At 44.3% G+C, this 25,822-nt stretch carries 37 protein-coding genes; 3 read left to right on the forward strand and 34 right to left on the reverse strand.

The annotated features are described in order from the left end of the window. The first annotated feature begins 71 nt into the window (after window positions 1-71). Both PL8927_RS13835 and PL8927_RS13840 read left to right on the forward strand, forming a co-directional pair. Entirely contained in the window at window positions 72-716 is a 645-nt protein-coding gene (locus tag PL8927_RS13835) for a hypothetical protein (RefSeq protein ID WP_083622472.1), read from the forward strand. A 397-nt stretch (window positions 717-1,113) separates the two neighbouring features. Then, window positions 1,114-2,418 carry a glutamate-5-semialdehyde dehydrogenase gene (locus tag PL8927_RS13840; RefSeq protein WP_083622475.1) on the forward strand — a complete coding sequence of 435 codons (1,305 nt, stop codon included), beginning with the start codon at window positions 1,114-1,116 and terminating at the stop codon, window positions 2,416-2,418. Between the two features lie 392 nt (window positions 2,419-2,810). Here the strand turns inward: PL8927_RS13840 and PL8927_RS13845 are convergent, their stop codons facing one another. The 34 genes from PL8927_RS13845 to rplC form a co-directional block, all read right to left on the reverse strand. Further along, window positions 2,811-3,014: a hypothetical protein gene (locus tag PL8927_RS13845; RefSeq protein ID WP_083622478.1), complete on the reverse strand. Its 204-nt coding sequence runs from the start codon at window positions 3,012-3,014 to the stop codon at window positions 2,811-2,813. 163 nt (window positions 3,015-3,177) lie between these two features. Continuing rightward, window positions 3,178-4,878 (reverse strand): ABC-F family ATP-binding cassette domain-containing protein, encoded by a 1,701-nt coding sequence (locus PL8927_RS13850; protein WP_083622481.1) that lies wholly within the window; start codon window positions 4,876-4,878, stop codon window positions 3,178-3,180. Window positions 4,879-5,095: 217 nt separating this feature from the next. Next, window positions 5,096-5,503: a response regulator gene (locus PL8927_RS13855; protein WP_083622484.1), complete on the reverse strand. Its 408-nt coding sequence runs from the start codon at window positions 5,501-5,503 to the stop codon at window positions 5,096-5,098. A gap of 215 nt (window positions 5,504-5,718) precedes the next feature. Beyond that, on the reverse strand, window positions 5,719-6,828 hold the full coding sequence (gene prfA, locus PL8927_RS13860) for a peptide chain release factor 1 (RefSeq protein ID WP_083622487.1): 1,110 nt from the start codon (window positions 6,826-6,828) through the stop codon (window positions 5,719-5,721). Window positions 6,829-7,024: 196 nt separating this feature from the next. Further along, the gene (rpmE, locus tag PL8927_RS13865) at window positions 7,025-7,252 is read right to left on the reverse strand and encodes a 50S ribosomal protein L31 (RefSeq protein ID WP_083622490.1); all 228 of its coding nucleotides are present in this window, start codon (window positions 7,250-7,252) and stop codon (window positions 7,025-7,027) included. An 87-nt stretch (window positions 7,253-7,339) separates the two neighbouring features. Next, the gene (rpsI, locus tag PL8927_RS13870; RefSeq protein WP_083622493.1) at window positions 7,340-7,750 is read right to left on the reverse strand and encodes a 30S ribosomal protein S9; all 411 of its coding nucleotides are present in this window, start codon (window positions 7,748-7,750) and stop codon (window positions 7,340-7,342) included. Beyond that, entirely contained in the window at window positions 7,750-8,208 is a 459-nt protein-coding gene (gene rplM, locus PL8927_RS13875) for a 50S ribosomal protein L13 (RefSeq protein ID WP_083622496.1), read from the reverse strand. Before rplM ends, rpsI begins: the two co-directional genes overlap by 1 nt. 562 nt (window positions 8,209-8,770) lie before the next feature. Then, the gene (gene truA / locus PL8927_RS13880) at window positions 8,771-9,577 is read right to left on the reverse strand and encodes a tRNA pseudouridine(38-40) synthase TruA (RefSeq protein WP_083622499.1); all 807 of its coding nucleotides are present in this window, start codon (window positions 9,575-9,577) and stop codon (window positions 8,771-8,773) included. A 160-nt stretch (window positions 9,578-9,737) separates the two neighbouring features. Further along, entirely contained in the window at window positions 9,738-10,088 is a 351-nt protein-coding gene (gene rplQ, locus PL8927_RS13885) for a 50S ribosomal protein L17 (RefSeq protein ID WP_083622502.1), read from the reverse strand. A 138-nt stretch (window positions 10,089-10,226) separates the two neighbouring features. Then, window positions 10,227-11,186: a DNA-directed RNA polymerase subunit alpha gene (locus PL8927_RS13890; RefSeq protein ID WP_197047420.1), complete on the reverse strand. Its 960-nt coding sequence runs from the start codon at window positions 11,184-11,186 to the stop codon at window positions 10,227-10,229. Window positions 11,187-11,320: 134 nt separating this feature from the next. Then, complete coding sequence (rpsK, locus tag PL8927_RS13895) at window positions 11,321-11,713, reverse strand: 30S ribosomal protein S11 (protein ID WP_083622508.1); 393 nt, start codon at window positions 11,711-11,713, stop codon at window positions 11,321-11,323. A gap of 93 nt (window positions 11,714-11,806) precedes the next feature. Then, complete coding sequence (gene rpsM, locus PL8927_RS13900) at window positions 11,807-12,187, reverse strand: 30S ribosomal protein S13 (RefSeq protein ID WP_083622511.1); 381 nt, start codon at window positions 12,185-12,187, stop codon at window positions 11,807-11,809. 283 nt (window positions 12,188-12,470) lie between these two features. Continuing rightward, the gene (gene rpmJ, locus PL8927_RS13905; protein ID WP_071782548.1) at window positions 12,471-12,584 is read right to left on the reverse strand and encodes a 50S ribosomal protein L36; all 114 of its coding nucleotides are present in this window, start codon (window positions 12,582-12,584) and stop codon (window positions 12,471-12,473) included. 104 nt (window positions 12,585-12,688) lie between these two features. Then, the gene (gene infA / locus PL8927_RS13910; protein WP_008191178.1) at window positions 12,689-12,913 is read right to left on the reverse strand and encodes a translation initiation factor IF-1; all 225 of its coding nucleotides are present in this window, start codon (window positions 12,911-12,913) and stop codon (window positions 12,689-12,691) included. Window positions 12,914-13,225: 312 nt separating this feature from the next. Continuing rightward, window positions 13,226-13,798 carry an adenylate kinase gene (locus tag PL8927_RS13915; RefSeq protein WP_083622513.1) on the reverse strand — a complete coding sequence of 191 codons (573 nt, stop codon included), beginning with the start codon at window positions 13,796-13,798 and terminating at the stop codon, window positions 13,226-13,228. Beyond that, entirely contained in the window at window positions 13,795-15,102 is a 1,308-nt protein-coding gene (secY, locus tag PL8927_RS13920) for a preprotein translocase subunit SecY (RefSeq protein ID WP_083622516.1), read from the reverse strand. Before secY ends, PL8927_RS13915 begins: the two co-directional genes overlap by 4 nt. 103 nt (window positions 15,103-15,205) lie before the next feature. Then, on the reverse strand, window positions 15,206-15,658 hold the full coding sequence (gene rplO, locus PL8927_RS13925) for a 50S ribosomal protein L15 (protein WP_083622519.1): 453 nt from the start codon (window positions 15,656-15,658) through the stop codon (window positions 15,206-15,208). A gap of 39 nt (window positions 15,659-15,697) precedes the next feature. Continuing rightward, window positions 15,698-16,237, reverse strand: a complete 540-nt coding sequence (rpsE, locus tag PL8927_RS13930; RefSeq protein WP_083622521.1) for a 30S ribosomal protein S5 — start codon at window positions 16,235-16,237, stop codon at window positions 15,698-15,700. Between the two features lie 81 nt (window positions 16,238-16,318). Then, a complete protein-coding gene (rplR, locus tag PL8927_RS13935) occupies window positions 16,319-16,681 on the reverse strand; it encodes a 50S ribosomal protein L18 (RefSeq protein WP_083622524.1) in 363 nt (120 codons plus the stop codon). 3 nt (window positions 16,682-16,684) lie between these two features. Continuing rightward, window positions 16,685-17,233 (reverse strand): 50S ribosomal protein L6, encoded by a 549-nt coding sequence (gene rplF, locus PL8927_RS13940; protein WP_083622526.1) that lies wholly within the window; start codon window positions 17,231-17,233, stop codon window positions 16,685-16,687. A gap of 112 nt (window positions 17,234-17,345) precedes the next feature. Continuing rightward, a complete protein-coding gene (rpsH, locus tag PL8927_RS13945) occupies window positions 17,346-17,747 on the reverse strand; it encodes a 30S ribosomal protein S8 (RefSeq protein WP_083622529.1) in 402 nt (133 codons plus the stop codon). Window positions 17,748-17,769: 22 nt separating this feature from the next. Next, entirely contained in the window at window positions 17,770-18,315 is a 546-nt protein-coding gene (gene rplE, locus PL8927_RS13950; protein WP_083622531.1) for a 50S ribosomal protein L5, read from the reverse strand. Window positions 18,316-18,469: 154 nt separating this feature from the next. After that, window positions 18,470-18,823 (reverse strand): 50S ribosomal protein L24, encoded by a 354-nt coding sequence (gene rplX, locus PL8927_RS13955; protein WP_083622533.1) that lies wholly within the window; start codon window positions 18,821-18,823, stop codon window positions 18,470-18,472. Further along, on the reverse strand, window positions 18,823-19,191 hold the full coding sequence (rplN, locus tag PL8927_RS13960; protein WP_072719720.1) for a 50S ribosomal protein L14: 369 nt from the start codon (window positions 19,189-19,191) through the stop codon (window positions 18,823-18,825). The genes rplX and rplN overlap by 1 nt, the downstream gene beginning before the upstream one ends. Before the next feature lie 74 nt (window positions 19,192-19,265). Beyond that, window positions 19,266-19,523: a 30S ribosomal protein S17 gene (rpsQ, locus tag PL8927_RS13965; RefSeq protein ID WP_083622535.1), complete on the reverse strand. Its 258-nt coding sequence runs from the start codon at window positions 19,521-19,523 to the stop codon at window positions 19,266-19,268. Window positions 19,524-19,601: 78 nt separating this feature from the next. Then, entirely contained in the window at window positions 19,602-19,808 is a 207-nt protein-coding gene (gene rpmC / locus PL8927_RS13970; RefSeq protein ID WP_083622537.1) for a 50S ribosomal protein L29, read from the reverse strand. Between the two features lie 57 nt (window positions 19,809-19,865). Next, window positions 19,866-20,291 carry a 50S ribosomal protein L16 gene (gene rplP, locus PL8927_RS13975; RefSeq protein ID WP_083622540.1) on the reverse strand — a complete coding sequence of 142 codons (426 nt, stop codon included), beginning with the start codon at window positions 20,289-20,291 and terminating at the stop codon, window positions 19,866-19,868. A gap of 72 nt (window positions 20,292-20,363) precedes the next feature. Beyond that, window positions 20,364-21,092 carry a 30S ribosomal protein S3 gene (gene rpsC / locus PL8927_RS13980; RefSeq protein ID WP_083622542.1) on the reverse strand — a complete coding sequence of 243 codons (729 nt, stop codon included), beginning with the start codon at window positions 21,090-21,092 and terminating at the stop codon, window positions 20,364-20,366. Between the two features lie 95 nt (window positions 21,093-21,187). Beyond that, window positions 21,188-21,547, reverse strand: coding sequence for a 50S ribosomal protein L22 (gene rplV, locus PL8927_RS13985; RefSeq protein ID WP_083622545.1), 360 nt, complete (start codon window positions 21,545-21,547; stop codon window positions 21,188-21,190). A 56-nt stretch (window positions 21,548-21,603) separates the two neighbouring features. Then, complete coding sequence (gene rpsS, locus PL8927_RS13990; protein ID WP_083622547.1) at window positions 21,604-21,882, reverse strand: 30S ribosomal protein S19; 279 nt, start codon at window positions 21,880-21,882, stop codon at window positions 21,604-21,606. A 124-nt stretch (window positions 21,883-22,006) separates the two neighbouring features. Continuing rightward, window positions 22,007-22,870, reverse strand: coding sequence for a 50S ribosomal protein L2 (rplB, locus tag PL8927_RS13995; RefSeq protein WP_083622549.1), 864 nt, complete (start codon window positions 22,868-22,870; stop codon window positions 22,007-22,009). 105 nt (window positions 22,871-22,975) lie between these two features. Beyond that, complete coding sequence (locus tag PL8927_RS14000) at window positions 22,976-23,281, reverse strand: 50S ribosomal protein L23 (protein WP_083622552.1); 306 nt, start codon at window positions 23,279-23,281, stop codon at window positions 22,976-22,978. Continuing rightward, a complete protein-coding gene (rplD, locus tag PL8927_RS14005; protein WP_083622554.1) occupies window positions 23,271-23,909 on the reverse strand; it encodes a 50S ribosomal protein L4 in 639 nt (212 codons plus the stop codon). The genes PL8927_RS14000 and rplD overlap by 11 nt, the downstream gene beginning before the upstream one ends. A 14-nt stretch (window positions 23,910-23,923) precedes the next feature. Next, window positions 23,924-24,613: a 50S ribosomal protein L3 gene (gene rplC, locus PL8927_RS14010; protein WP_083622556.1), complete on the reverse strand. Its 690-nt coding sequence runs from the start codon at window positions 24,611-24,613 to the stop codon at window positions 23,924-23,926. A gap of 693 nt (window positions 24,614-25,306) precedes the next feature. On the opposite strand from rplC, the gene ndhN reads away from it, so the two are divergent. Further along, the gene (gene ndhN, locus PL8927_RS14015) at window positions 25,307-25,783 is read left to right on the forward strand and encodes an NAD(P)H-quinone oxidoreductase subunit N (RefSeq protein ID WP_083622558.1); all 477 of its coding nucleotides are present in this window, start codon (window positions 25,307-25,309) and stop codon (window positions 25,781-25,783) included. The last annotated feature ends 39 nt before the right edge of the window (window positions 25,784-25,822 follow it).

The following is a 25,822-nucleotide window of genomic DNA, read 5'->3' on the forward strand; positions in this document are numbered from 1 at the left end:
ATCGGAATTTTCCAAGTTGATTCCCCTGATCAAGCTAAAAATATTATTTAACTTAAATTGAGATTACTAATATGTTAAGTCAGAAACGATGGCCTGAAATAGTTGAATTGATTTTGATTATTGCTGCAATTATTGGTTCTTTTAGTGTGTTAAGCGGACAAGCCGTAACCTATGCTTTGATTCCGGGATCTTTAGCTTTAGGATTAAATTGGTTAAATCGCCAATTATTAGCTCAACAAACTCGGAAAAGTGCCACAAATACAAAAAGTTTAGTTCAGCAACATCAAGCGGATTTAGATCAATTAATGACTCAGTTACAGACTACAATCAATACTTTAAATATTTCTTCAGGACTGGCTTTTACTCCTAATCCTCAATTGGCTCAGGAATTACAGTCTTTAATGATCGTGATTCAAAATCTTTTAGAACGTCAAAATTTATTAGAAAAAACTTTAAATATGATGCAATCAGAGTTAGAAATTATTGTTCAAACTTTCCAAAAACGCCCAGAATTAGAACAAATCAATAGCTTAACTCATGTAATTGTCGATCTGCAACAATTTATTAATCAATTACCCCAATGGGGAAATTTACAACAACATCAAATGAACGAACTACATCAAAAAGTTGAACAATCACTACAACAACTTTCCGCAGAAATTGCTAACATTCCTAACCAAATTGAACAAGAAATTAAACGACAAGTCAATTCATAATTGAGAGTTGATGCTTAATACTATGATTTCTTAGTTAAAATGCGGAACTAACCGAAGGGAAACAACTGTTACCGCCGCTATCAGTTAGGGTTTAGCCAGCCGTTATCCTCATGAGAAAATTCAGAGGATTTCTATTTGATGCTACCCATCCTTTAAGGGATGCCTTTGTTAACCTCTACAAATATAGCAGTCCTAAATAGGTTGTAATATTTTATCGTAGGGGTTTGGTCTCCAAACCCTCTTTGCGCCTGGGTTTGGAGACCAAACCCCTACANAATGGAGGAGGGACACAAGCCCCTACTCCCCTGTTCCCTGTTCCCTGTTCCCTGTTCCCTATTCCCTGCTATATCATAAAAAATAGTAATTTTTTTCCAGATTTAGGGGTTAAATTTTAACAATGACAGTTTCAGAAACTCGTTCTATTCCTCTGGTTGATCTCGCTGCAAAAACTCGGTTAGCGGCGCAAAAATTAGGAATATTATCAACAGCAGAAAAAAATCAAGCCATTGAAGCGATCGCTCAAGCCTTAGAAGCAGCAGCACCGGAAATTATTGCAGCCAATCAAGCCGATTGTCACACCGCAGAAGCCGAAGGAATTCCCAAACCGTTATACAATCGCCTTAAATTTGATGCCACTAAATTAAATAGTACAATTACGGGATTACGAGACGTTGCTAAATTGCCTGATCCGGTGGGAGTGGTACAAATTCATCGAGAATTAGATCAAGGATTAACGCTTAAAAGAATCACTTGTCCGTTAGGAGTTTTAGGAGTAATTTTTGAAGCCCGTCCTGAAGCCGTGATTCAAATTTCAGCTTTAGCAATTAAATCAGGAAACGGGGTAGTTTTAAAAGGCGGAAAAGAAGCCATTAATTCCTGTCAAGCCTTAGTAAAAGCAATTCGTCAAGGATTATCCCAAACGGCTGTTAATCCTGATGCGGTGCAACTGTTAACCACACGGGAAGAAATTTTAGAATTATTGCGATTAGATGATTATGTTGATTTAATTATTCCGCGTGGTTCTAATTCTTTCGTTAAGTTTGTTCAGGATAATACTCGAATTCCAGTATTAGGTCATGCTGAAGGGATTTGTCATGTTTATATTGATAAATTGGCGGATATTAAAAAAGCCATAGCCATTACCGTTGATTCTAAAACTCAATATCCTGCCGCCTGTAATGCCGTAGAAACTTTATTAGTTCATCAAGAAATAGCCTCTCAATTTTTATTAGAAGCGGTAACAGCCTTACAAGCTAAAAATGTGGAATTGCGAGGAGATGCTAAAACTTTAGCAATTGTTAATATTAAGTCTGCGACGGAGGAAGATTGGTTAACGGAATATACCGATTTAATTTTATCGATTAAAATAGTCGAGAATTTGGAAGCTGCGATCGCTCATATTAATACCTACGGTTCCGGTCATACCGATGTCATTGTAACAGAAGATCAAGCAGCTGCAAATACCTTTTTAAATCAAGTGGATGCGGCCGGAGTTTTCCATAATTGTTCCACTCGTTTTGCCGATGGATTTCGTTATGGTTTCGGTGCAGAAGTGGGAATTAGTACCCAACAAATGCCTCCCCGCGGCCCCGTTGGTTTGGAAGGATTAGTCACTTATAAATATCAAATTGTTGGGGATGGACATATTGTAGCAAGCTATTCCGGCAGTAACGCTAAACCATTTACCCATCGAGATTTATAATATAGGAGAGAATAGGCAATAGATGTAGGGTGCGTAAGCGAAGCGCACGCACCAACAATCAACAGTTAAAAATCAACCCTCCACACCCCATTTAATGGCTATGGATATTATTATTTTGTTTTATCTAATTGCTTTTGAATTGGGTTATTGTCTATTATATAATTTTTTAAAAAAATGCGATCGCATTCCTGAACTTACTTATAAGCACCCCCTCTATAATCGATCTCATAAACCCTTAACTCATCATCTTGAATGTTACCACCAAGACACAAAGACACAAAGAAGTTGTAAATTAACCTACTCATTGCTATAACTCTTTTAATTTTTGTCTAATTTTTTCTTGTTCCTTTTTAGATAAACTATTTAAAAATTTAACAGAATTTTTACTCAATTTAACTTTCATTGTTTACCCATGTCGTCATATCAACGAAATCCTGCTCATCATATTTTTCTGGGGAATCAAATTTTTTAATAATTTCCTTCATTTCTTGATCACTCACATCAGGAATTAAAACTTGCATTAACGAGAGACGTTCTTCTCTAATAACTTCTCGAATGCTTTCTTTCATCAATTGTTTTAAGGTTTCCATTTCCATAATTTTAGAAACTATATTGTAAACTAGGTCTAATTTTATTTTACAGTACAAAGGCTGATTCTGAAAGTGTCAATCAAGAGCGATCGCACAACTTCAAGAAACCGGGTTTCTAATTAAGGGGGTTGGGGGGGATCATCTGTAGCGTTGATAATTGGATTTCATATTATTTCCCTTTAGCCTTAGTTTTTTTCTTCGCATCCTTAGCCGCCTTTTTAGCTGCTTTCTCTGCTTCCAATTTAGCTAAACGCGCTTGTTCTTTTTCTTCTTCCAGTTTATCGAGATAATAATGATAATCCCCTAAATAAACCCGAAACTCTCCATCTCGAATTTCAACGATTTTATTAGCAACACGAGAAATAAAATAACGGTCATGGGAAACAATTAAAACCGTCCCATCATAATGTTGTAGAGCTTCCTCTAACATTTCTTTTGCGGGAATATCTAAATGGTTTGTGGGTTCATCTAAAATCAAACAATTCACAGGTTGAAGTAATAATTTCGCTAAGGCTAAACGGGCTTTTTCCCCTCCACTTAAAGCATTAACCTGTTTTAAAACTGTATCTCCACTAAATAAAAACCGCCCTAATAAGGTTCTAACTTCTTCATTTTTCCAGTCGGGAACTTCATCATGAATAGTATCCATCACGGTTTTTTCTAAATCTAAAGCCTCCGCTTGATTCTGTTCAAAATACCCCGGAATCACGTTATGTTGTCCTAAAGAAACCTCTCCTTCTGTGGGTGCTTCTAAGCCCATAATTAAACGCAGTAACGTTGATTTTCCGCAACCATTCGGCCCTAAAAAGGCAATGCGATCGCCTCGTTCAACTAATAATTCTGTCCCTAAAAATAAGATTTTATCATCATAAAAATGAGTTAAATCTTTAATATTAACCACTTCTCGACCACTTCTCACCGCCACCGGAAATCGAAATTTCAGGGTCGGAGATGAATAACTGGGGGCTTCAATTCGTTCTATTTTATCAAGTTGTTTTTCTCGGCTTTTGGCTTGGGTACTGCGGGTCGCACTGGCGCGAAATCGCTCTACAAAAGCCTGTTGTTTTTCTAACTCTTTTTGTTGCCGTTCATAGGCACTTAATTGAGCTAATTCAGCTTCTTCTTTTTGTTGTAAATAAGCCGAATAATTTCCTAGATAAGTTTTAGAAACACCCTGTTCTGTTTCCACAATTTGAGTACAAAGACGATCTAAAAATTCGCGGTCATGGGAAACAATCACCATCGGTGTTGTTAACCCTTTAAGATAGGTTTCTAACCATTCAATGGTTTCTAAATCTAAATGGTTTGTGGGTTCATCTAATAATAATAAATCCGGTTCTTGAAGTAAAATTTTTCCTAAACTCATTCGCATTTGCCAACCTCCACTAAAAGCGCTAACTAAGCGATCGCCATCTTCCGAATCAAATCCCATTTCGGGTAATATTTTCTCAATTTGAGATTCTAATGTATATCCTCCAATGGCTTCCAATTCTCGATGTAAACGATCTAATTTTTTAATTAATTGATCTAACTCCTCTGGAGTTGCGGTTTGCATTTCATGTTGCACTTGAGTCAAAGATTCATGGATCTGATTTGCGGCTTGAAACACTGTCCAAAATTCTTCCCGCACCGTATGAGTCGGGTTAACTTCAAATTCTTGAGTTAAATAGGCAATTTTCAAACTTGATGGTCGAATAATTTCCCCAGAGGTCGGTTCAATTTCCCCCGCAATAATTTTTAATTGGGTTGATTTTCCGGCTCCATTTACCCCAACTAAACCAACGCGCTCTCCCGATTTTACTTCCCAGTTAATATCTTTAAGAACTAAACCCGTAGAATAGATTTTACTAATATGTTCAAGTCTTAACATTATCAATCTCCTTTAGATAGCCAGGGAACAGGGAACAGGGAACAGGGAACAAGCCCGATCAAGTATTTGTAGCAAACATTTAAGAACTTCATATTACCTTAATAAATTCAATCAATTTTAATTGTATTTACCCCCAGTGGCAGGATTTTATTAGGGATAAAATTTGAGCAAAACAAATCGGTGATTTCCATGTTTTTGAACAATTTAAGTCTAGTGGTTAATCACGTCCTTGTTTAGTGGCTTTATAGATTTCTACTGCATTTTGAATAATGGCTTTAAAAGCTTCAGGCTCCCAGGGCTTAGTAATACACTTAAAGATATGAGCCGATGTCATCGTTTCCGCATCGAGATCTAAAGCATCTTCCGAATAACCCGTCAGTAGAATCCTAATTGTATCAGGGAAAAGCTGGGTGACTCGGCTTAAAAATTCAATTCCCGTCATTTCAGGCATACTTTGATCAGAAATAATCACCGCCATTTCTCCTTCCTTATCGAGAATATCCATCGCTCCTGATGGACTATCGGCTCTAAATACCTGAAATTCCCGCCGAAATGTCCGATAGAGCAGATCGAGATTATCTCGCTCATCATCAACCACCATAAGTTTTAGTTTGCTTTCAGGCATACCTTGATCTCTATGCAACTAAAAAATAAAATTAGATAAAATCCTGGGTTCAAGAGTGCAGCCCGGAGCATAAAAAATTCACTGTAACTGTTATTCTATCTTAATCGGTAGAGTGTAAAAAAAAGGCGAGACTCAAACAAGTTCTCGCACTTTCTACAGAAATGGCTTACTCTATCCTGAACCCGATCACAACATAAAAGCCAAAACCGATTTGATTACACCGAAACTGGATTAGATGTGGAGTTCGCTAATTCAGCTAACCGTTCTTCTTGATCTTTAACAATACAAGCACTGAGTACACTGTCCAAACTTCCTTCCAAAAACGTACTCAGAGGGAAGTTTTCGCCTAAGCGATGATCAGTGACTCGATTGTCTTTATAGTTATAGGTACGAATTTTTTCCGAACGTGACCCCGTTCCCACCTGGGAACGTCGCATAGAAGTTACAGCTTCCTGTTGTTCCCGCAGTTTGGCTTCATACAACTTAGCGCGTAAAATTTGCATCGCCCGTTCTCGGTTTTTTAACTGACTCCGTTCTTCTGTACAGAAAATCCGAATCCCCGAAGGTTTGTGGAACAGGTCAACAGCCGTTTCTACCTTGTTCACATTTTGGCCACCAGCACCCCCAGAACGAGCCGTGGTCATCTCAATATCCTTGGCGTCAATAGCGATTTCCACTTCATCAACTTCAGGCATTATAGCCACCGTTGCGGTGGAGGTATGAACCCGACCCCCGGCTTCCGTTACCGGAACTCGTTGAACTCGATGAACCCCAGCCTCAAACTTGAGTTTACTGTAAACGCTGTCCCCTTGGATTTCTAAAATTGCCTCCTTAAAGCCACCCATATCGGCGACGGACTCACTGACCATACTCACCCGCCAGCCTTGGCTTTCGGCATATCGGGTGTACATTCGCACTAAATCCCCCGCCCAAATACTCGCTTCTTCCCCTCCTGTTCCCGCCCGAATTTCCAGCATGACGTTTTTATCATCGTTGGGGTCACGGGGTAGTAACAAGACTTTCAGGAGAATTTCCAGCTGACTAATTTTAGTTTCCAAATCAGCCACTTCCAAGCAAGCCATTTCCCGCATTTCGGGATCATCTCCGGCTTCCTTCATGACTTGACGAGAGCCTATAAGTTCTTCTTGAGCAATTTTCCAGTCCTGATAAGCTAAAACAATTTCTTCCATGGAGGAGCGAGCCATCGCCACCCGTTGAAATTCATCGGGGTCAGAAGCAATATCAGGATCAGCTAAACGCAGGGTTAATTCGTTGAAAGTTTGTTCAATAGATTTAAGTTTATCGACAAGATAAGCATCAGCCATGATCTCAGTTGTCCTTTGTCAGTGTCAGTTCTCAGAAATTCAAAATTTAGCCGTTCAGGTTATCTAAACCGACTCAGGGGCTAAGGAGGGCTGAATCCAGCTTGAAATCAGCCGTATTTGCCCTGCCTGAGTTGAAAAAGTCAGTTGTCAGCAGAGAAAGCCACAGACAATTGACCACAGACAAACGACAACCTCGCTATTCCTGGGATTGCTTATCATCGATCATGCCGTATTTCCGCAGGAAGCGTTCAACTCGTCCTTCGGTGTCTAGAATTTTCTGAGTTCCGGTGTAGAAAGGATGATTTCCTGACCACACATCAACATAAAGCCGAGGCTGAGTGGAACCAACGGTTGTGACTAATTCACCGTTGCAATAGACTTCAGCCTCTGGATACCATTCAGGGTGAATACCAGGTTTAGGCATGGTTTTGATCTGCTAAATTCTACAAGGTCTTTGATAATCATTTTAACGGGGATTAGCCCCGGATTAGACGGTAAACCCAGTAGGGGTTTAACGTTTGGAGTATTGAGGTGCTTTACGCGCTTTGCGTAAACCATATTTTTTCCGCTCTGTAGCACGGGGGTCACGGGTTAAGTAACCTTCAGTTTTGAGCGGTTTGCGGTTATCCGGGCTGAGTTCACACAAAGCACGGGCCACACCTAAACGGATGGACTCGGCTTGACCCGTTAAACCTCCCCCTTTGACACTGACTAAAATATCATATTCATTTTCCAGGCCTAGGGTGTCTAGGGGAGCTTTGGCAGCAGCCAGATAGCCCATGTTGTATTGCAGATACAACTCGCCTTCTTTGCCATTAATCGTCAATTTGCCCGTACCAGGGACGAGGCGAACTTGAGCCACAGAGCATTTACGACGGCCAGTTCCCCAGTAAACGGCAGCGCCAGTATCAGTTGCTTGCATTAATTACCTCCTGTTGGAATAGTATTGATTGTTAAGGTTTCGGGTTTTTGAGCTTGATGAGGATGATCCGGCCCTGTGTAGACTTTGAGTTTAGTAAACAGGTTCCGTCCCAGGGCATTTTTGGGCAGCATCCCCTTAACGGCTTGCTCAATAATTCGTTCCGGTACACGGGCCTGCAATTTGTCAAAAGTTTCGATTTTCATGCCCCCCGGTCTACCGGAGTGACGGCGATACAGTTTTTGAGTCCGCTTTTTACCCGTCACTTGAATTTTTTCCGCATTCACAATAATCACAAAGTCACCTGTGTCTATATGAGGGGTGTAAATGGGTTTATTTTTTCCCCGAATAATGCGAGCGACTTCGCAGGCTAAACGACCTAAGCGTTGGTCAGCCGCATCAATGACATACCATTTCGGTTCTAAGGAAGCTTCCGAAGGAAGGAAGGTTTTTGTGCTCATTCTTGATTGTCCTTAAGTTTAAGATTGACACTCTCGGCGCGTAAACGCGCGGAGATTCTTAATTCAGCAACTGACCTTTAAGCACCGTATCTCTTTCGAGCAATACTCAAACCTTTCAATCGTGAAAAGTCACCAATTGACGAGCCTGACTTACGGCAACTCCAGAGGGTCTATCTCCAAAAGCTTACTAGGATACGACCTAGAGTTTGGGCGTGCCCCGCCCTACCTTAATTGCTCAAACCCAATTATGTGTTTTCTGGTCATGAGAATGCGTTGATTCTCGCTTCTGTGTTTTACAAGGTTTTCGCTACCCTTGTTGTTACTCTCAAGGAGTTTTCAGGTTCGAGGGTGCCGACTAAAAGCCGCTTCACAACCGCCCACCTTGGGGATTTCAACCATCTTTATCTTAATCCAAAGCCGATGCTCAAAGCACGGGGTTTTAGACCCAAATTCTCGATAAATCGGGTGTCTGTTGTCTGTTGTAGGGGCGGGTTCATCAGAATTTTGGTGCTTTACACATAGATCTCACTAAACCCGTCCGTACCCGTCAACCGTCAACACCTCAACCAACAACAAATTTAGGAAAGGTATCAAACCAAATGTCGGGATCAAAGGGAAACTCTGGATAACCGACACGCAAGAGGCAAAGGCCTTGGGCGGGGGCTGCATATTTAACGAGTTCTCGCCGTTCTTCAGCCCAGATGTCTCGAAATTCCTCTAGGGATCGTTCCCCGTTGCCCACCTGTACCAGCAACCCCACTAACAGCCGCATCATTCCATATAAAAATCCACTGGCTTGTACTTCAATATGGATGAAGGGTTCTTGGCGTTGACAACTGACGAACTGTACATCTACCCAAGCATGGGGGCGGGATGTGCCACTGCGTTGAAATGCAGATAAATGGTGATATCCCAGTAACTGTTCTAAGGCAGCTTGGATTAACTGTTCATCCAGAGGATGATGATAGTAATGCCAAGTGAACGGACGGACAAATAGGTTGGGTCGAGCATCTGTATACAGGGTGTACCGATATCGACGCCATTTTGCCGAAAACCGAGCGTGCCAAGAGGAGGGAACGGAGGCTGATGCCCGAATTAACACATCCTCTGATAAGCGGTTGTTGAGAATGGTCGCCCAACGATAAGCCGGAATATAGTCCGGTGCCTGAAAGTGCGCCACTTGAGCCGCCGCATGAACTCCCGTATCTGTGCGACCCGCCCCGTGCAGTGTCACGGGAGTTTGAGTTACCGTTGCGATCGCGGTTTCAATTTCCTGCTGTACTGTGCGTTGATTCGGTTGTCGTTGCCAACCTTGAAAGTGAGTTCCCTGATACTGAATCACCAAGGCAATACGCTGTTGATCCATCACATAAATCAGTTGTCAGTCAACAGTTATCAGTTATCAGTTAAGACGTTATCAGTCATCAGGTAAGAATTAAAAATAGCTCATTAACTCTTAACTCCCGCACTGATAACTGTTGACTGTTAACTCTTACACTGATAACTGTTAACTGATTACTGATTACTGATTACACCAATTCAATAATTGCCATGTCTGCATTATCTCCCCGACGGCTTACTGTTCTAACAACACGGGTATAACCCCCATTGCGCGAGCCATAACGTTCTTGCGCCCCATCAAATAAGGCATGAACCAGTTGTTTATCATAGATATATCCCATGGCTTGGCGACGGGCAGCTAGGGAGCCGTCTTTAGCCAGGGTAATCATTTTTTCCGCTTCTGATTGTACCGCTTTCGCTCTAACTTTAGTGGTGGTGATTCGGCCATGACGAATCAGTTCGGTCGCCAGCGATCGCAGTAACGCTTTACGCTGATCAGCAGGTTTGCCCAGTTGGGGAACACGACAACGATGACGCATAATTACCTTGAGGTAGAAAATGATTGAGTGGGTTTTATCAGTTATCAGTTATCAGTTATCAGTGTAAGATTTAAGAGTTATATTTTCTCTTTAACTGATTACTGATTACTGATTACTGAATTCGGTCAAACTGACTTCTCAAGATGATGAAGCCGTGGATTTAGAGGCTCGTTCTTGAGGTAGCGTAATTCCTAAGCGTTTTTGTAACGCTTCGATCACTTCTTCCGCAGACTTCTGACCGAAGTTTTTAATTTCTAATAGGTCTTCTTGAGTATAATCTCGTAAGTCTGCGACTGAGTTAATTTGGGCGCGTTTGAGACAGTTGTAAGCTCGAACCGACAACTGTAGTTCTTCAATCGGGATTTGGCTGGTGGGATCAATATCATCATTCAGGTCACTTTTAATCGATTCCAGCGTGATATCTTTCAACGGGGTGAACAAGTCCACCAGAATTGTCGAAGCTTGGCTGAGGGATTCTTGGGGTGTGAAACTCCCATTTGTCCAAATCTCCATGATCAGGCGGTCTTTTTCTAAAGACCCACCCACCCGTGCATCCTCAACGGTATAATTCACTTTCCGTACAGGCATAAACACAGCATCAATTTGGAGAAAATCCAAAGCCATTGCTTCATCCCGGTTGCGCTCAACGGCTCGATACCCCGTACCCTTGTCAACTTGGAATTCCATTTCCAAGGTTGCTCCTGGAGCCAGAGTAGCGATATATTGGTTTTTGTCTACAACCTCAACTTCTGGAGGTAAATTAAAATGACCCGCCGTTACCGTCGCTGGGCCTTGGACGAGTAAGCGGCCAATTTGTTTTTGATGGGTATAGCTCTTGAGTACAACTTCCTTGAGGTTGAGCAGAATTTCCAAAACATCTTCTCTTACCCCTGGAATCGTTGCAAACTCATGATTAACACCAGCAACCCGTACTGATGTAATGGCTGTTCCTTCTAAGTTCGAGAGTAAAACCCGTCTTAGAGCATTGCCAACCGTTGTCCCTTGACCCCGTTCCAAAGGTTCCAAGACGAATTTCCCGTACTGACTCCGGTCTGTATCAGTGCTCGATTCAATACACTCAATCTTAAACTGCGCCACCGATGGACCTCCCTTCTCCATTGAACCCCAAAATGAATTGACAATATCAGGTAGAGAATGAAACCCTAGGGAGTGTTCATTCTTCCTAGAAGAGACGCGAGATTCCGCGCCTGTAACGTTCATGAGCGCTGTAATTAAACGCGGCGTCGTTTGGGGGGACGGCAACCATTATGGGGAATTGGAGTAATATCTCGAATCAGGGTAATTTCTAAACCAGCCCCTTGCAGCGCCCGAATCGCCGTTTCTCGACCTGCACCTGGCCCACTGACCATGACTTCTACTTGACGCATTCCTTGATCATTAGCTCGGCGTCCGGCATTTTCTGCTGCCGTTTGAGCGGCGAAAGGAGTTCCCTTTTTTGCCCCTTTAAATCCCGTAGACCCGGCGGAAGCCCAGGAAATGACCTCTCCATTGGGGTCAGTAATCGTTACAATCGTATTGTTGAAGGTGGATTGAATGTAGGCTACCCCATTCGGAACGTTACGTTTTTGCTTTTTAGGCCCTGTTTTTTTCGTTTGTCGCGCCATAGTAATCTCGTTTACAATTTTCGCATTCGGTGAGTTTAAGAGACCTGCTGGTCTTAAATCAGCAGTTCTTGTCGGTTGAAACGCCCTGGCTATTTATTTCTTGGCCGCAGCTTTTTTCTTACCAGCAACGGTACGGCGAACACCCCGACGGGTTCTAGCGTTCGTTCTCGTGCGCTGACCCCTCACAGGCAGACCTAAACGATGGCGACGCCCTCGATAGGTGCCGATATCCATGAGGCGCTTGATGTTCATCGCCTCCATCCGTCGCAAATCCCCTTCCACCTGATACAGTTGAATGGCTGCCCGTAGGGCGGCAACATCAGCATCATTTAGATCTTTAATCCGGGTATCAGGATTGACACCCGTGTCTTTGAGAATTTGTTGAGACCGTGAAAGTCCAATTCCAAAAATGTAAGTTAGACCGATTTCAACACGTTTATCTCGTGGAAGGTCTACTCCGGCTATCCGTGCCACAATGAACGTCTCCCTTTAAAATGTACAACCACGACAATGCCTAAATCATGCAGTAAAATGATAGGCAATTAGTTGATCCCCAATCTGCTGAATGGCTTGGGCTACTTGGCAGGTTGAAGCTACTGTACTGATTTCAACTGCACACTCTTTCACGTTGGAAGGAATGATCTTGTAGCTACTCCTTAAGACTTAACAAGGGATGGAGGCTTGTTCAAGTGTAAACTTGAAGCACAGCATTTTAAGTTGTTGAGTCTGTTTCCCATTCTCAGGACGACCTAGGTTATTAGCCTTGGCGTTGTTTATGCTTGGGGTTAGAACAAATCACCATTACCCGCCCTCGACGACGGATAACGCGACATTTTTCACAAATCTTGCGGACTGATGCTCTAACTTTCATGCCAATTTGAGCGACACTACAACAAATTTATTATTATATCACTGAAAGCCTGATTTTTATCTAGTTTAACCCTTACCCCAAAGGCTAAGGGATAAGATTTCAATCTATTTTTTCCGTAGACGATAGGTGATTCTGCCTTTGGTCAAGTCATAGGGGGTTAATTCAACTTTGACTCGATCTCCGGGCAGAATCTTAATATAATTCCGACGAATTTTTCCAGAGATATGCGCCAAGACATTAAACCCATTATCCAAATCTACGCGAAACATAGCATTGGGAAGGGATTCAGTGACTGTCCCTTCCATTTCAATGAGATCTTGTTTAGCCAAGTTGTTTTTACCTCAATTCAACAATCTATCCCCTCGATCAACCAATGACCGAGATTTGCTCATCTGATGATGTTCAGAAATCCGAGTTTAAACGCATTTCTTAACATATTTTATCAAAAATTCGAGCGTAATCTCTGTTTTTTGTCAATCTCTTGGTTGTAATTTTTATTCAAACCGAGGGTAAACAAACGGGTGAGGGGAGATGTTGACTTGACTTTATTAGTAACTTCAGCCCGATCACTTCCAACTTAGCACTCCTAGCTGAGGATGACTGCCAAAAATTACTAAAACTTTCTGGCTCAAAAAGATTTCCTAAGCAGAAACAACCTGTCTCAACTCCTGAGTAACTTCATCCATAGAACGATTACCGTCAATATGGTGAAGTTGCTGGCGTTCCCCATAGTAATCAATTAAAGGAGCCGTTTGTTCCCGATACACTTGTAAACGGTGACGAATGATTTCCTCATGATCATCCTGACGTCCTCTAGCCAATAATCGCTCTACTAGAATCTCATCAGGAACATCCAGATTAATCACCCGAAGCTCTCTCGCCTCTTTTTCAGCTTGGCTATCCCCAGGGAGTACAGTCGTTGCCACAAAATCAGCTTGAAAAACATTTCGGGGAAACCCGTCTAAAACCCAACCGTTTTGAGCATCGGATTGTTCCAGTCGATGCTGCACCATATCCAAGATCAGTTGATCAGGAACCAATTCGCCGCGTTCCATATAGTCCTTGGCTTTTTGACCCAGATCTGTTTCTTGAGTAACATGGGCGCGTAAAATTTCACCCGTTGAGATATGAGGAATCTCAAAACTCTCAGCGATTATCGCTGCTTGAGTGCCTTTACCTGCCCCTGGAGGGCCGAGAAAAATCAACCGCACTATTTTTTCACCATTCCTTCATATCGTTGAGAAATCACATAGGTTTGCACCTGTTTAGCCGTATCAATCGCTACCCCGACCAAAATCAGGAGAGAGGTAGCTCCAAAGCCTCGAAAAGTCGGGACTCGTGTGGCACTCTCAACAATGGTTGGAATAATGGCAACTAAACCTAAAAAGATAGCGCCCAAAAACGTCAAGCGATTTAAAACTCGCTCAATGTACTCACTGGTGGCGCGACCTGGACGAATACCGGGAACACTAGCACCCATTTTCTTCAGGTTCTGTGCCATATCTACAGGGTTCATAATTAATGAAGCGTAGAAATAGCTAAAGAACACAATCAAAAACAAGTAGAAAAGGGCATACACCCAAGGCGTTGAACCACTAGGCGTGAGAGCCGTTGCAATTTGAATCAGAATCGGATTGTTCGTAAATTGAGACAAGGAGGCAGGCAAGATCAATACCGCCGAGGCAAAAATAATCGGCATCACACCCCCTTGATTTAATCGCAGAGGCAGATAGCTGGTTTTTTCTCGGTATAATTTCCGGCCAACTTGACGACGAGCCGAAACAATCGGAATTCGCCGAGTCCCTTCCTGAACAAACACAATCCCAACAATCATCGCCAGGAAAACGATTAACAGCAGAATCACCCGACCGACAATTGCCTGATCACCGCTTTGAGCTAACTCAAAGGTATTTCCTAGGGATGTGGGTAATACTGCCACAATTCCTAGAAAAATCAGTAAAGAAGCACCATTCCCAATTCCGCGTTCAGTGATCAGTTCCGAGAGCCACATCACAAACATCGATCCCGCCACTAGAGCCAGAACGACTTGAACTTGGAACAGGGGGCCAGGATTATTCGCAAAGGGATTAATCCAAATGGCAATTCCCACGCTTTGTAATACGGCCCAGCCTAATGCCACATAGCGAGTAATTTGGGAAATCTTGCGCCGTCCGGCTTCTCCCTCGTTTTTCTGGAGATCTTCGAGACTCGGTAAAGCAGCCGTCATCAATTGCATGATGATGGAGGCATTAATATAGGGCAAAATTCCTAGGGCAAAAATTCCCAGAGCCGAAAGTCCGCCTCCAGAAAATAAATCGAGAAATCCAATTAACGGACTACCTTGAATAGCCCCCGAAAAACTGGCGCGATCAATACCTGGAATCGGGAGGAATACACCTACACGCACCAGGATGAGTAAGCCAATGGTGACTAAAATCCGACCTCTTAGACCAGCAGCTTGTGCCATCTGCAAGAAGGTTTCCTGTGCAGTTGGCGCTTTGTCTCGACTAACGACCATGAAGGACTACCTCAATCAGTAATCAGTAATCAGTTGTCAGTTGTCAGTTGTCAGTTAAAGATCAACAGTCAACAGTCAACAGTCAACAGTCAACAGTCAACAGTCAACTATTTCCTGATAACTCACAAGTCCCGCCTGCGGCTTCAATTTTGGTACGGGCACCTTGAGTAAAAGCAGCTGCTTCTATCCGTAGAGCCACATTCAGTTCCCCATTCCCCAAAATTTTCAGAGGGCCACGACTTGCGGTCAGGAGTCCTGCTTCTAGTAAGGAAGCTAGAGTCACCTCTGTATTTGCAGACAGGGATGCCAACTGACATACATTAATCGTAGTGTACTGTTTCCGATTAACGACAGGGAAGCCCTTGAGTTTAGGAAGACGTCGATATAAAGGATTTTGACCGCCTTCAAAGCCGGGGCGAGTGCTGTGACCGGAACGAGAGTTTTGACCTCGCATCCCTTTACCACAGCTTGCACCTTGACCAGCAGAGATCCCACGACCTAGGCGACGACCGCGTTTGCGAGAGCCCGGTTTGGGTATAGCATCGTTGAGTCTCATGATTGCTTATACTTAAACAGTTTCAGATGGTTAACGGAATTAAGCGTAAAGATGCTCAATGGGAATTCCCCGCTCTTTGGCAACATCCGCGAAGGTTCGTAATGATTGCAAAGCGTTAATTGTGGCTCTGGCATTATTCAGAGGGTTGCTAGAACCGAGTTGTTTCGCTAAGATATTGCGAACGCCAGCCAGTTCTAAAACGGTACGCACGGCTCCCCCGGCAATTACCCCTGTCCCTGGAGCAGCCGGACGCATCATGACTTGAGCGCCTCCTCCTGCACCGTTGACGGGATGGGGAATTGAATTAGCTTTGGTTAAGGGAACCTCGACAACGTTTTTACGACCGTCAGCGACCCCTTTTCTCACGGCTCCAATCACATCGGCGGCTTTACCGACACCGACACCGACTTGGCCTTTTTCATTGCCGACAATCACCACAGCCCGAAAGCTGAGTTTTTTACCGCCTTTTACCACTTTAGTCACACGACGGATTTGGACAACCCGTTCCTGCCACTCGACTTCTTTTTCTTTGGTGCGGCTACCTTTTTTGCTGTTGCGCCGCTGTTGCTGCTCTGCCATATTTTTAATATCCTGATCAACATTGAGATGTTAACTATTGACCGTTAACGGTTAACCGTTAACCGTCTACCGACAACCCAATTAGAAGTCTAAGCCAGCTTCTCGGGCTGCATCAGCTAAGGCTTTGACGCGGCCGTGATAGATATATCCGCCCCGATCAAAAACCACTTTTTTGATCCCCTTAGCGACCGCGCGTTCAGCAATTAATTGACCGATTTTCACCGAAGCATCGCAGCTTGAGGCTGATAAATCTTCCGATTTAAAACCGGGTTCGACAGTAGAAGCGGCTGCTAAAGTATGCTGTTTCGTATCATCAATCACCTGCACATAAATATGCTGGTTGGAGCGAAACACCGCTAATCTTGGCCGTTCAGCCGTTCCAAACACCTTAACCCGAACTCGCCGATGACGACGATCGCGGGATTCTTGACGAGTTAGTTTCATAATTTATTTTTTCCCACCCTTACCAGTTTTACCAGCTTTGCGTCTGACCACTTCGCCTTGATAACGAATGCCTTTACCCTTATAGGGTTCTGGGGGACGTACAGCACGAACGCGGGCTGCGGTATTACCGACAATTTCTTTGTCAATCCCGCTAATAATGACGTTAGTGTTGTTTTCAACAGCAACGCGAATACCTTCCGGGGGTATGATTTCCACAGGTTTGCTGTAACCCACGTTTAAAATCAGGTTTGTACCTTGCACGGCTGCACGATAACCGACCCCTTGGATTTCTAAGCGACGTTCAAAGCCATTGGAAACCCCTTCAACCATATTGGAAACCAGGGTTCGACACAGACCATGACGCTGACGAGCGGTGCGAGACTCGGAAGCCCGTTTGACATTGACGGTTTCTCCTTCCTGTTCCACCACCACTTCCGGGGGGAGTACACGCGAGAGTTCACCCTTGGGGCCTTTAACCGTAACCTCTTGACCATTAATGGTGAGGGTGACTTGCTTGGGTACAGAAATTGGACGTTTACCAATTCTAGACATAGTTATCTCATTTGTTGGTACTTAAACTGTTGAGGTGTTGACTTTTAGCCGTCGGCTGTTGAGGTGTTGACTGTTGACTGTTGGCCGTTAACCGTCAACCGTCAACCGTCAACTACCAAATGTAACAAAGCACTTCACCACCAAGTCCTTGGCGTCGAGCTTCGCGGTCAGTCATTACACCATGAGACGTGGAAATAATCGCCACGCCAATACCACCTAATACGCGAGGGAGTTCTTTGCGGTTGCGATACACTCGCAAACCCGGTCGGCTGACTCGCTGTAATTTTTGAATGGTGGGAGCCTTGGTTTTGGAGTTGTACTTGAGAGAGACAACCAAGAATTTTTTAATGCCTTCGCCTGTTTCTTCAAAATCTGCAATAAAGCCTTCGTGTTTTAGAACTTGGGCAATACTACGAGTCATTTTTGTAGCAGGAATTTGTGTAGTTTGATGCCGCGCCATGCAAGAATTGCGAATGCGCGTCAACATATCCGCAATGGTATCGTTTGCCGCCATAGTTTCCTCGTTACTTTACTCCTCAGTTGTCCCGGAAGGGCATTCCCATTTCTTTGAGCAAGGCTCGCCCTTCTTCATCGGTTTTAGCTGAGGTGACAATTGCAATATCTAAGCCTCGAATTTGATCAATACTGTCATAACTAATTTCAGGAAAGATCAGTTGTTCTCGGACACCCAAACTGTAGTTACCCCGACCATCAAAACTTTTGCCACTAACACCCCGAAAGTCACGAATCCGAGGCAGGGATAAATTGATCAGTCGGTCTAAGAAGGCATACATCCGTTCTGAACGTAGAGTTACCATCACACCAACGGGCATTCCTTTGCGAATTTTGAACCCCGCAATGGCTTTTTTGGCTCGTGTAACCACGGGTTTTTGTCCCGTAATTACCGCCAATTCACTAATGGAGGACTCTAAAGCTTTGGCGTTTTGAGAAGCTTCGCCTAAACCCCGGTTGATAGTGACTTTAACAATCTTAGGAACTTGATGGATATTCTCATAGTGGAATTGCTCCATCATTTTGGGGACGATTTTGTCCAAGTAGACAGTCTTGAGTTTAGCTACCATAGTTGTTGCTCTTTACGAATCCTGGGCTTGGTCAGGATAGTTGATCGTTGACAGTTGGAATTACGAATTACGAATTACGAATGGGTAATGGGTAATGGGTAATGGGGGTAATGGGCAATTCCCTGTTCCCTGTTCCCTGTTCCCTGTTCCCTCTTTAATCAATAATTTCACCCGTTTTTTTCAGCATTCTCACCTTGCGTCCGTCTTCAGTAAAGGTGTAAGACACCCGACTGGCTACGTTTTCTTTGGTGGAATACAGCATCACGTTAGAACTATGAATCGGAGCTTCAAAGGTCATAATTCTGCCAGATTCGCCTTCTTGGCGGGGTTTAACGTGCTTAGTTCTGACGTTAACTTCCTTGACCACGACTTTACTGGCTTTGGGTAGAACCCGCAGGATTTCTCCGACTTTCCCCTTATCGCTCCCGGTAATCACTTGCACAGTGTCACCTTTTTTAACGTGCATTTTATAACGTTCGGGTCGATCGGATGTGGTTTTTTTGGACATTAAAGAACCTCCGGTGCAAGAGAAACAATTTTCGTGAAATTTTTATCCCGTAGTTCCCGCGCTACAGGGCCAAATACACGAGTACCTCTGGGATTACCATCTGCGTTAATAATCACAGCCGCATTGTCATCAAACCGAATGCTCATGCCGCTATCCCGACGTAAACTATGACGAGTACGGACAATGACAGCCCGAACCACATCGGATTTTTTCACCGCCATATTGGGAATAGCATCCTTGACCACCGCAATGATGACATCGCCGATTCCACCATAGCGACAGTTGCCGCCTTTTAAAACGCGAATACACATTAATTTTCGTGCACCGCTATTATCAGCAACATTGAGGATCGTTTGGACTTGAATCATAGTTTTATTTTTCCCCCTCTCAAGTATTACTATTCTTTATAAAAACGTAATGGGAGGGACAGCCATGGCCGTCTCTACAGATTAGTTTTTCCACTACCGCTTAGGATTTCGACCACATTCCAGCGTTTTGTTTTACTTAAAGGGCGAGTTTCGGAAATCCGAACTCGATCCCCTTCTTGACATTGGTTGTTTTCGTCGTGGGCTTTATATCGTTTAGTTTTAACGACAATTTTGCCGTATTTAGGATGGGGAGAACGGTTTTCGACCGTCACAACCACTGTTTTATCCATCTTGTTACTAACGACTAAGCCAACTCTTTCTTTTACTGCCATAGTGCAAGTCTCTTCAAAAAGTGAATGTTTGGGAAAATCCAGAATCCAGAAATTGATTATAAATCTAAATTCTCCTTCTTACTCCCCCTGCAATTGGCGCTCCCGTTCCACCGTTTTTAATTGAGCTAAACGATGGCGCGTATGCTTAAACTCATGGGGTTTTTCTAAACGCCCTGTCGCTTTCAGTAAACGGAGGTTAGCCAGTTGTTTTTTGACTTCTAAGATTTGCTGGGACAGTTCTTCATCATTTAACTGTCTCGCTTCTTCGATTTTAGGAAAAGACATAATTGAGTCCTTTAGGATTGACAGTTAACCGTTAACCGTTAACCGTTAACGACACATTTACAGAGCTTCTTCCTCAACGGAACGGGCAATAAATTTGGTTTTAATCGGTAATTTAAACGCCGCTAACCGCATCGCTTCCCGGGCAATTTCTTCCGAAACCCCAGCAATTTCAAACAACACCCGACCGGGTTTGACCACAGCCACCCAATATTCAGGTGCTCCTTTCCCAGAACCCATCCGGGTTTCAGCCGCCCGCATGGTTACAGGTTTATCTGGGAAAATCCGAATCCAAATTTTGCCACCCCGACGAATATAACGAGTCATCGCTCGACGAGCCGCTTCAATTTGGCGAGAGGTAATCCAACAGGGTTCTAAAGCTTGCAGTGCAAAATCACCGAAGTTTAGATCATTACCGCGAGTCGCTAGACCTCTCATGCGACCCCGCTGTTGTTTGCGGAACTTTGTTCTTCTGGGACTTAACATGATCGAATCAGTTATCAGTTATCAGTTATCAGTTATCAGTTATCAGTAAATAGATAACGGACAACAATTTCTTTATCCTTCGTTAGAACGGTCGTCATATTTTTGACGACGAGGTTGCCGATTACGACGGGGTTGAGTCGTCGGTGAGGCAGCGACCTCTTCCTGTCCCGGAATAATCTCTCCCTTAAAGACCCAAACTTTAACACCCAGAATGCCGTAAATTGTCAACGCCGTACAGTAGGCGTAGTCAATATCAGCCCGCAGGGTATGCAGAGGGACTCTACCTTCGCGTGTCCATTCTGTCCGGGCAATTTCTGCCCCATTCAACCGACCACTTACCTGGATTTTGATCCCTTCAATTCCAGCCTTCTGCGCCCGCGTAATCGCCTGACGCACCACCCGACGGAAGGAAACCCGTTTTTCCAGTTGTTGGGCGATATATTCACCAATCAAAGTAGCATCGGCATCAACCCGTGCCACTTCTACAACGTTGATCCGAATTTGGCGATTATTACCCAGTTTTTTCTGGAGGCCTAGGCGCAGAGATTCAATCCCTGTACCCCCACGACCAACCACAACACCGGGTCTAGCCGTTTGGACTTCTAAATCAATTTGATCCGCTTTGCGTTCAATTCGGACTTTGGAAATCCCAGCGTTATGCAGTTCTTTGCGAACAAACTCCCGAATCGTATAGTCTTCCTGTAACAGTTCAGGATACTGTTTAGAATCAGCAAACCAACGGGATCTGTGCTCTTGGGTAATTCCCAGTCGAAACCCAACAGGATGAATTTTTTGTCCCATAGCAGATTAAGGATGAGGTATTTTGATGAATTTTGATTCTCCCGCGAGAATAGAATTTAGACGTTTCTTGCCATTCCAGGATGTCCTGATCGCCCTTAGCTATCCGCTTGAGGGGCCACAGCAACAATAATATGACAAGTCGGCTTGCGAATTTGGTAGGCACGGCCTTGGGCGCGAGGTCTAAACCGTTTAATGCAAGGCCCTTGATCGGCGTAAGCCTGAGAAATCACTAAATCCTTTGGATCTAAGCCAGAATTGTGTTCGGCGTTAGCAACCGCCGAGCGCAAAACCTTGAGAATCGGTTCACAAGCCCGATAGGGCATGAATTCCAAAATGATCAAAGCTTCTCGGTAGGATCGTCCCCGAATCTGATCCAAAACTCGTCGTACCTTGAAGGGTGACATCCGAATGTAACGGGCGATCGCTTTTACTTCGGAGCTAGTATCTATAGCCATAGTTCATTTTAATTCCTAGTAGGCATTCAATGGAATTGAATGGCAATGCAACTATCCTAACGGCGGGCTTTTTTATCACTTTTAGCGTGACCTCGGAAGGTACGAGTGGGAGCAAATTCTCCTAATTTATGACCAACCATTTGTTCAGTAACGAACACAGGAACGTGTTGTCTGCCGTTATGGACGGCGATCGTATGACCCACCATTTGGGGGATGATCGTGGATGCCCTTGACCACGTTTTGATCACTTGTTTCTCTCCCTTGGCATTTAATTTTTCAACTTTGCTCAGGAGATGATCCGCTACAAATGGGCCTTTTTTGAGTGAACGAGACATAGTTAATTTGTTGTCGGTTGTCAGTTGTCAGTTGTCGGTTAATCAGGAATCAGCAACAGTCAACAGTTAACAGTCAACAGTTAACAGTCAACAGTCAACAGTCAACAGTCAACAGTCAACAAGATTAAGTTTGCCGTCCACCTTTACCCCGTTTCGAGGATTTACGACGACGACGAACAATTAAAGCGGTACTCCGTTTTTTCTTGTTGCGGGTCTTCGCACCTAAGGCGGGTTTACCCCAAGGCGTAACCGGGCCAGAACGACCAATCGGTGCCCGTCCTTCTCCACCACCATGAGGGTGATCCACCGGGTTCATGACGCTACCGCGAACTTCAGGACGACGACCTTTCCAACGGTTGCGACCCGCTTTACCGATACTGATGTTTCGAGCATCAATATTGCCGACTTGTCCAATGGTGGCGTAGCATAGAGCCGGAATCTTCCGTTGTTCGCCAGAAGGCAGTTTCAGGGTGACATAGTTCCCTTCTTTAGCCATGACTTGAGCCGTTGTTCCCGCAGCCCGAACGATTTGTCCGCCTTTACCGGGGATTAATTCGACGTTATGTACTTCTGTCCCTAACGGAATTTTCGATAGGGGCAGAGCATTGCCGACTTCGATGGGGGAGTCAGGGCCAGAAACAATCAGGGTTCCGACTTTGAGTCCTAGCGGGTGCAAAATATAACGCTTTTCACCATCGGTATAATAAACCAGGGCAATCCGCGCATTACGGTTGGGATCGTATTCAATCTCAGCGACTTTGGCGGGAATATTGTGCTTATCCCGACGGAAATCAACAATTCGATACAGTTTTTTGTGTCCGCCACCCCGATGACGACAGGTAATCACGCCTCGGTTATTCCGTCCTTTATCCCGGTGTTTGGAAACCGTTAAGGAAGGTTCCGGTTCAGAACGAGTAATCTCGGCAAAATCGGAAACAGTATGTTGGCGAGTAGCGGGAGTATAGGGTCGGTATGAACGAATTCCCATATTTGATCCTTAGATTCTAAACACATTGGTTGAGGTGTTGACAGTTGACGGTTGACGGTTGACTGTTAACCGACAACAGACAACAGACAACGGACAACAACCTTTCTACACATCTGGGAACAGGACTTTCCGCAGGGGGTCTCCATCTACTAGGGTGATGATTGCCCGTTTGTAGCCAGGTTTGTACCCAACAAATTTACCAACCCGACGACGTTTGCGTGGCGGAATATGGGTATTAACAGCTTTGACTTTAACGGGAAATAACAGTTCAATGGCTTGTTTGATCATCGGCTTAGTCGCCTTGCGATCAACATCAAACGTAAACTGATTCAGTTCCATTAACATCGTGGCTTTTTCAGTCACAATCGGACGCTTCACCAAATCAATCAGATCGCCGGGATTATACTCCATCTCCGTAAACCTCCTGAATTTTGGCGAGGGCCGCAGCCGTTGTTATAATTTTGTCAGCAGCCAGAACGTCATAAACGTTGAGGCTATCAGCCAAGCACATTCTCAGTTTCGGGATGTTGCGACCCGATAAATAAATATTGGGTTGTTTCTCGGCTAACACCAATAAAACTTTAGATTCGGGTTCAATTCCCCAACGGGTCATCGCCGATACTAAGTCTTTGGTTTTGGGTCGAGAAAACTGATCCGCAAATTCTTCAACCACAATTAGATCTTCAAATCGGCTTTGAAAAGCAGTTCGCAGGGCTAACTGTCTTTCTTTGCGGTTCATTTTTTGGGAATAGTCTCTGGGTTTGGGCCCAAAAATCACCCCACCGCCTCGCCACAAAGGAGAACGAATCGAACCCGCCCTAGCACGGCCTGTTCCTTTCTGACGCCAAGGTTTCCGACCACCCCCCCGAACTTCAGCACGGGTTTTGGTGCAGGCTGTGCCTTGACGAGCATTCGCCATTTGCCGAACTAAGGCTCTATGGACAATGTGACTGGCATTTTCTTCGGATGCTACTTTCAGGTCAAGGGTCGCTTGTCCTACGCTTTCACCCTGCCAATTTCGGACTACACAATCAACCATGGTTGTTTCCTCCTCTACTTGCCACCGACTATGTTAGCGGGTGCGATACTCAACAAACCGCCGGGTTTGCCAGGAACAGCCCCTTTTACTAACAGCAGGTTACGTTCAGGATCGACACGCACAACGATTAATTTGCGAGTGGTGACTTGGCTGGCTCCGTATTGTCCGGCCATGCGTTTCCCAGGATAAACCCGGCCTGGGGTGGTTCCAGGGCCGATAGAACCGGGCTGACGGTGGTTTTTTGAACCATGAGCCATAGGGCCACGTTTAAAGTTATGGCGTTTTTGATAACCGGAGAAGCCACGACCCATGCTGGTTCCACTCACATCTACCAGTTGTCCTGGGGTGAACATATCAGCTTTGAGTTGTTGGCCTAATTCAAAGTTTCCGGCTTCATTGACGCGGTACTCTTTAAGGTGGCGCATAGGAATGCCGCCAGATTTGGCTAAATGTCCCTGTTCCGCATTGCTGAGATACTTATTGACCTCTTTGTCGGGAGATTTTTTTGTATTTAGCTTGCGTTTTTTATCAGGAACTTCACCGTACCCTAATTGGATGGCGGTGTAGCCGTCCGTTTGTTTGGTTTTAATCTGGGTAACAATGCAAGGCCCTGCTTGAATGACGGTGACGGGAATCGCTTTCCCGCTTTCGACTTCAAACACTTGGGTCATGCCGACTTTTGTGCCGAGGATACCTACAGACACTTAAACTAGCCTCTCTTTTCTACGCATTACAATAAAGTTTGGATCGACCGTGAGGAAGAATCCCCTTGCTGAAAACCCACAAGACCTTGATTAAAGATGAGTTGTGGATGTTTAAACACACCAAAACAGTCTCCCGCCATTAAAGGAGGATAAACCCTGGGGAGCTTAGAACGCTTTCCGGCTATCAACAAGTTTTAAGCGGTTTGTGGATCGAGGATTGCCCTCGATACTGCTTTTATGTCGCTGGGACTTGAGCAGCAAGCTACTCAGTATCCTTTCCTGACCGGTTGTTAAACCTTATGCAGATCACTGGGCTTACGCCGAATTTGTGTAGGATTTAACGTCAGTAGGGTGCTGTTTCCTTGCGGATTCGGCTTCACTGATTTCTGTCCAATCACTGACTCCTTGAGGGTGAACACCGTTAACGCGATGTTCTCACCGCCGGGAAAATCAGTCTTTTGGAAGTCAACAGCATTTGCCCGATTAGCGACAATTTTTGATTGTAGGGTAATTTTAACAAACTGTCAAGAGTCTATCCCAAGTCCGATAAAATTTGTAATTGAACTTTAGAGGCGTTCGGTTATTTCCCAAAGTTAAAGAACGCTTTCTATGCGTGGGGAGTGTCAAAAATCTATAATGTTTATTTCGAGCGAAGATAAGCAAGATTTAGTAAACGAGGTTAATTATTGAGTTATGGCACTGATCACAACCGGGAGCAAGCTCCTTCGAGATTTAGAAACCTACGGAGCTTTAGGAATGTATGTTCCCCTGGAAGGGGGATTTGAAGGACGATACCGTCGTCGGTTGCGGGCGAATGGATATACAACCTATAACCTATCGGCGCGGGGTTTAGGAGATTTAGCAGCTTATTTAACTGGGGTTCATGGGGTTCGTCCTCCCCACTTAGGTAAAAAAAGCAGTGGGAATGAAGCGGCTGTTGGTAACATCTATTATGTTCCCCCGATTTTAAATACCCAGTTAGATCAACTTCCGCCCAAATCGAAAGGTTTAGTCCTGTGGATTATTGAAGGTCATATTTTGTCGAGTCAAGAAATTGCGTTTTTGACTCAACTCCCCCAACAAGAACCCCGTGTCAAATTGGTGGTAGAAATGGGAGGAGCGCGGGTTGTACAATGGACACCCCTTAAGGATGTCAATGTTGCGGCTTGAACACTGTTCTTAACTTTTAAGTCGAACTTAAGTTGGGTT

The organism is Planktothrix serta PCC 8927 (assembly GCF_900010725.2).
GTDB classification, from domain to species: domain Bacteria; phylum Cyanobacteriota; class Cyanobacteriia; order Cyanobacteriales; family Microcoleaceae; genus Planktothrix; species Planktothrix serta.

Excerpts from the sequence above, each read along its gene's own strand:
- PL8927_RS13855 (WP_083622484.1), bottom strand. The coding sequence starts at position 5,503 with ATGCCTGAAAGCAAACTAAAACTTATGGTGGTTGATGATGAGCGAGAT.
- rpmE (WP_083622490.1), bottom strand. The coding sequence starts at position 7,252 with ATGCCTAAACCTGGTATTCACCCTGAATGGTATCCAGAGGCTGAAGTC.
- rplX (WP_083622533.1), bottom strand. The coding sequence starts at position 18,823 with ATGTCCAAAAAAACCACATCCGATCGACCCGAACGTTATAAAATGCAC.
- rplR (WP_083622524.1), bottom strand. The coding sequence starts at position 16,681 with ATGAAACTAACTCGTCAAGAATCCCGCGATCGTCGTCATCGGCGAGTT.
- secY (WP_083622516.1), bottom strand. The coding sequence starts at position 15,102 with ATGGTCGTTAGTCGAGACAAAGCGCCAACTGCACAGGAAACCTTCTTG.
- PL8927_RS13835 (WP_083622472.1), top strand. The coding sequence starts at position 72 with ATGTTAAGTCAGAAACGATGGCCTGAAATAGTTGAATTGATTTTGATT.
- PL8927_RS14000 (WP_083622552.1), bottom strand. The coding sequence starts at position 23,281 with ATGGAGTATAATCCCGGCGATCTGATTGATTTGGTGAAGCGTCCGATT.
- rpmJ (WP_071782548.1), bottom strand. The coding sequence starts at position 12,584 with ATGAAAGTTAGAGCATCAGTCCGCAAGATTTGTGAAAAATGTCGCGTT.
- rpsE (WP_083622521.1), bottom strand. The coding sequence starts at position 16,237 with ATGGCAGAGCAGCAACAGCGGCGCAACAGCAAAAAAGGTAGCCGCACC.
- ndhN (WP_083622558.1), top strand. The coding sequence starts at position 25,307 with ATGGCACTGATCACAACCGGGAGCAAGCTCCTTCGAGATTTAGAAACC.
- rplB (WP_083622549.1), bottom strand. The coding sequence starts at position 22,870 with ATGGGAATTCGTTCATACCGACCCTATACTCCCGCTACTCGCCAACAT.
- PL8927_RS13845 (WP_083622478.1), bottom strand. The coding sequence starts at position 3,014 with ATGGAAATGGAAACCTTAAAACAATTGATGAAAGAAAGCATTCGAGAA.
- rpsK (WP_083622508.1), bottom strand. The coding sequence starts at position 11,713 with ATGGCGCGACAAACGAAAAAAACAGGGCCTAAAAAGCAAAAACGTAAC.
- rplN (WP_072719720.1), bottom strand. The coding sequence starts at position 19,191 with ATGATTCAAGTCCAAACGATCCTCAATGTTGCTGATAATAGCGGTGCA.
- rpsH (WP_083622529.1), bottom strand. The coding sequence starts at position 17,747 with ATGGCGGCAAACGATACCATTGCGGATATGTTGACGCGCATTCGCAAT.
- PL8927_RS13850 (WP_083622481.1), bottom strand. The coding sequence starts at position 4,878 with ATGTTAAGACTTGAACATATTAGTAAAATCTATTCTACGGGTTTAGTT.
- rplQ (WP_083622502.1), bottom strand. The coding sequence starts at position 10,088 with ATGCGTCATCGTTGTCGTGTTCCCCAACTGGGCAAACCTGCTGATCAG.
- rplP (WP_083622540.1), bottom strand. The coding sequence starts at position 20,291 with ATGTTAAGTCCCAGAAGAACAAAGTTCCGCAAACAACAGCGGGGTCGC.
- rpsS (WP_083622547.1), bottom strand. The coding sequence starts at position 21,882 with ATGTCTCGTTCACTCAAAAAAGGCCCATTTGTAGCGGATCATCTCCTG.
- rplO (WP_083622519.1), bottom strand. The coding sequence starts at position 15,658 with ATGAGACTCAACGATGCTATACCCAAACCGGGCTCTCGCAAACGCGGT.
- rplV (WP_083622545.1), bottom strand. The coding sequence starts at position 21,547 with ATGGCTATAGATACTAGCTCCGAAGTAAAAGCGATCGCCCGTTACATT.
- prfA (WP_083622487.1), bottom strand. The coding sequence starts at position 6,828 with ATGGCTGATGCTTATCTTGTCGATAAACTTAAATCTATTGAACAAACT.
- rpmC (WP_083622537.1), bottom strand. The coding sequence starts at position 19,808 with ATGTCTTTTCCTAAAATCGAAGAAGCGAGACAGTTAAATGATGAAGAA.
- rplD (WP_083622554.1), bottom strand. The coding sequence starts at position 23,909 with ATGGTTGATTGTGTAGTCCGAAATTGGCAGGGTGAAAGCGTAGGACAA.
- rplF (WP_083622526.1), bottom strand. The coding sequence starts at position 17,233 with ATGTCTAGAATTGGTAAACGTCCAATTTCTGTACCCAAGCAAGTCACC.
- rpsC (WP_083622542.1), bottom strand. The coding sequence starts at position 21,092 with ATGGGACAAAAAATTCATCCTGTTGGGTTTCGACTGGGAATTACCCAA.
- PL8927_RS13840 (WP_083622475.1), top strand. The coding sequence starts at position 1,114 with ATGACAGTTTCAGAAACTCGTTCTATTCCTCTGGTTGATCTCGCTGCA.
- rpsI (WP_083622493.1), bottom strand. The coding sequence starts at position 7,750 with ATGCAAGCAACTGATACTGGCGCTGCCGTTTACTGGGGAACTGGCCGT.
- rplE (WP_083622531.1), bottom strand. The coding sequence starts at position 18,315 with ATGGTAGCTAAACTCAAGACTGTCTACTTGGACAAAATCGTCCCCAAA.
- rplM (WP_083622496.1), bottom strand. The coding sequence starts at position 8,208 with ATGAGCACAAAAACCTTCCTTCCTTCGGAAGCTTCCTTAGAACCGAAA.
- rpsQ (WP_083622535.1), bottom strand. The coding sequence starts at position 19,523 with ATGGCAGTAAAAGAAAGAGTTGGCTTAGTCGTTAGTAACAAGATGGAT.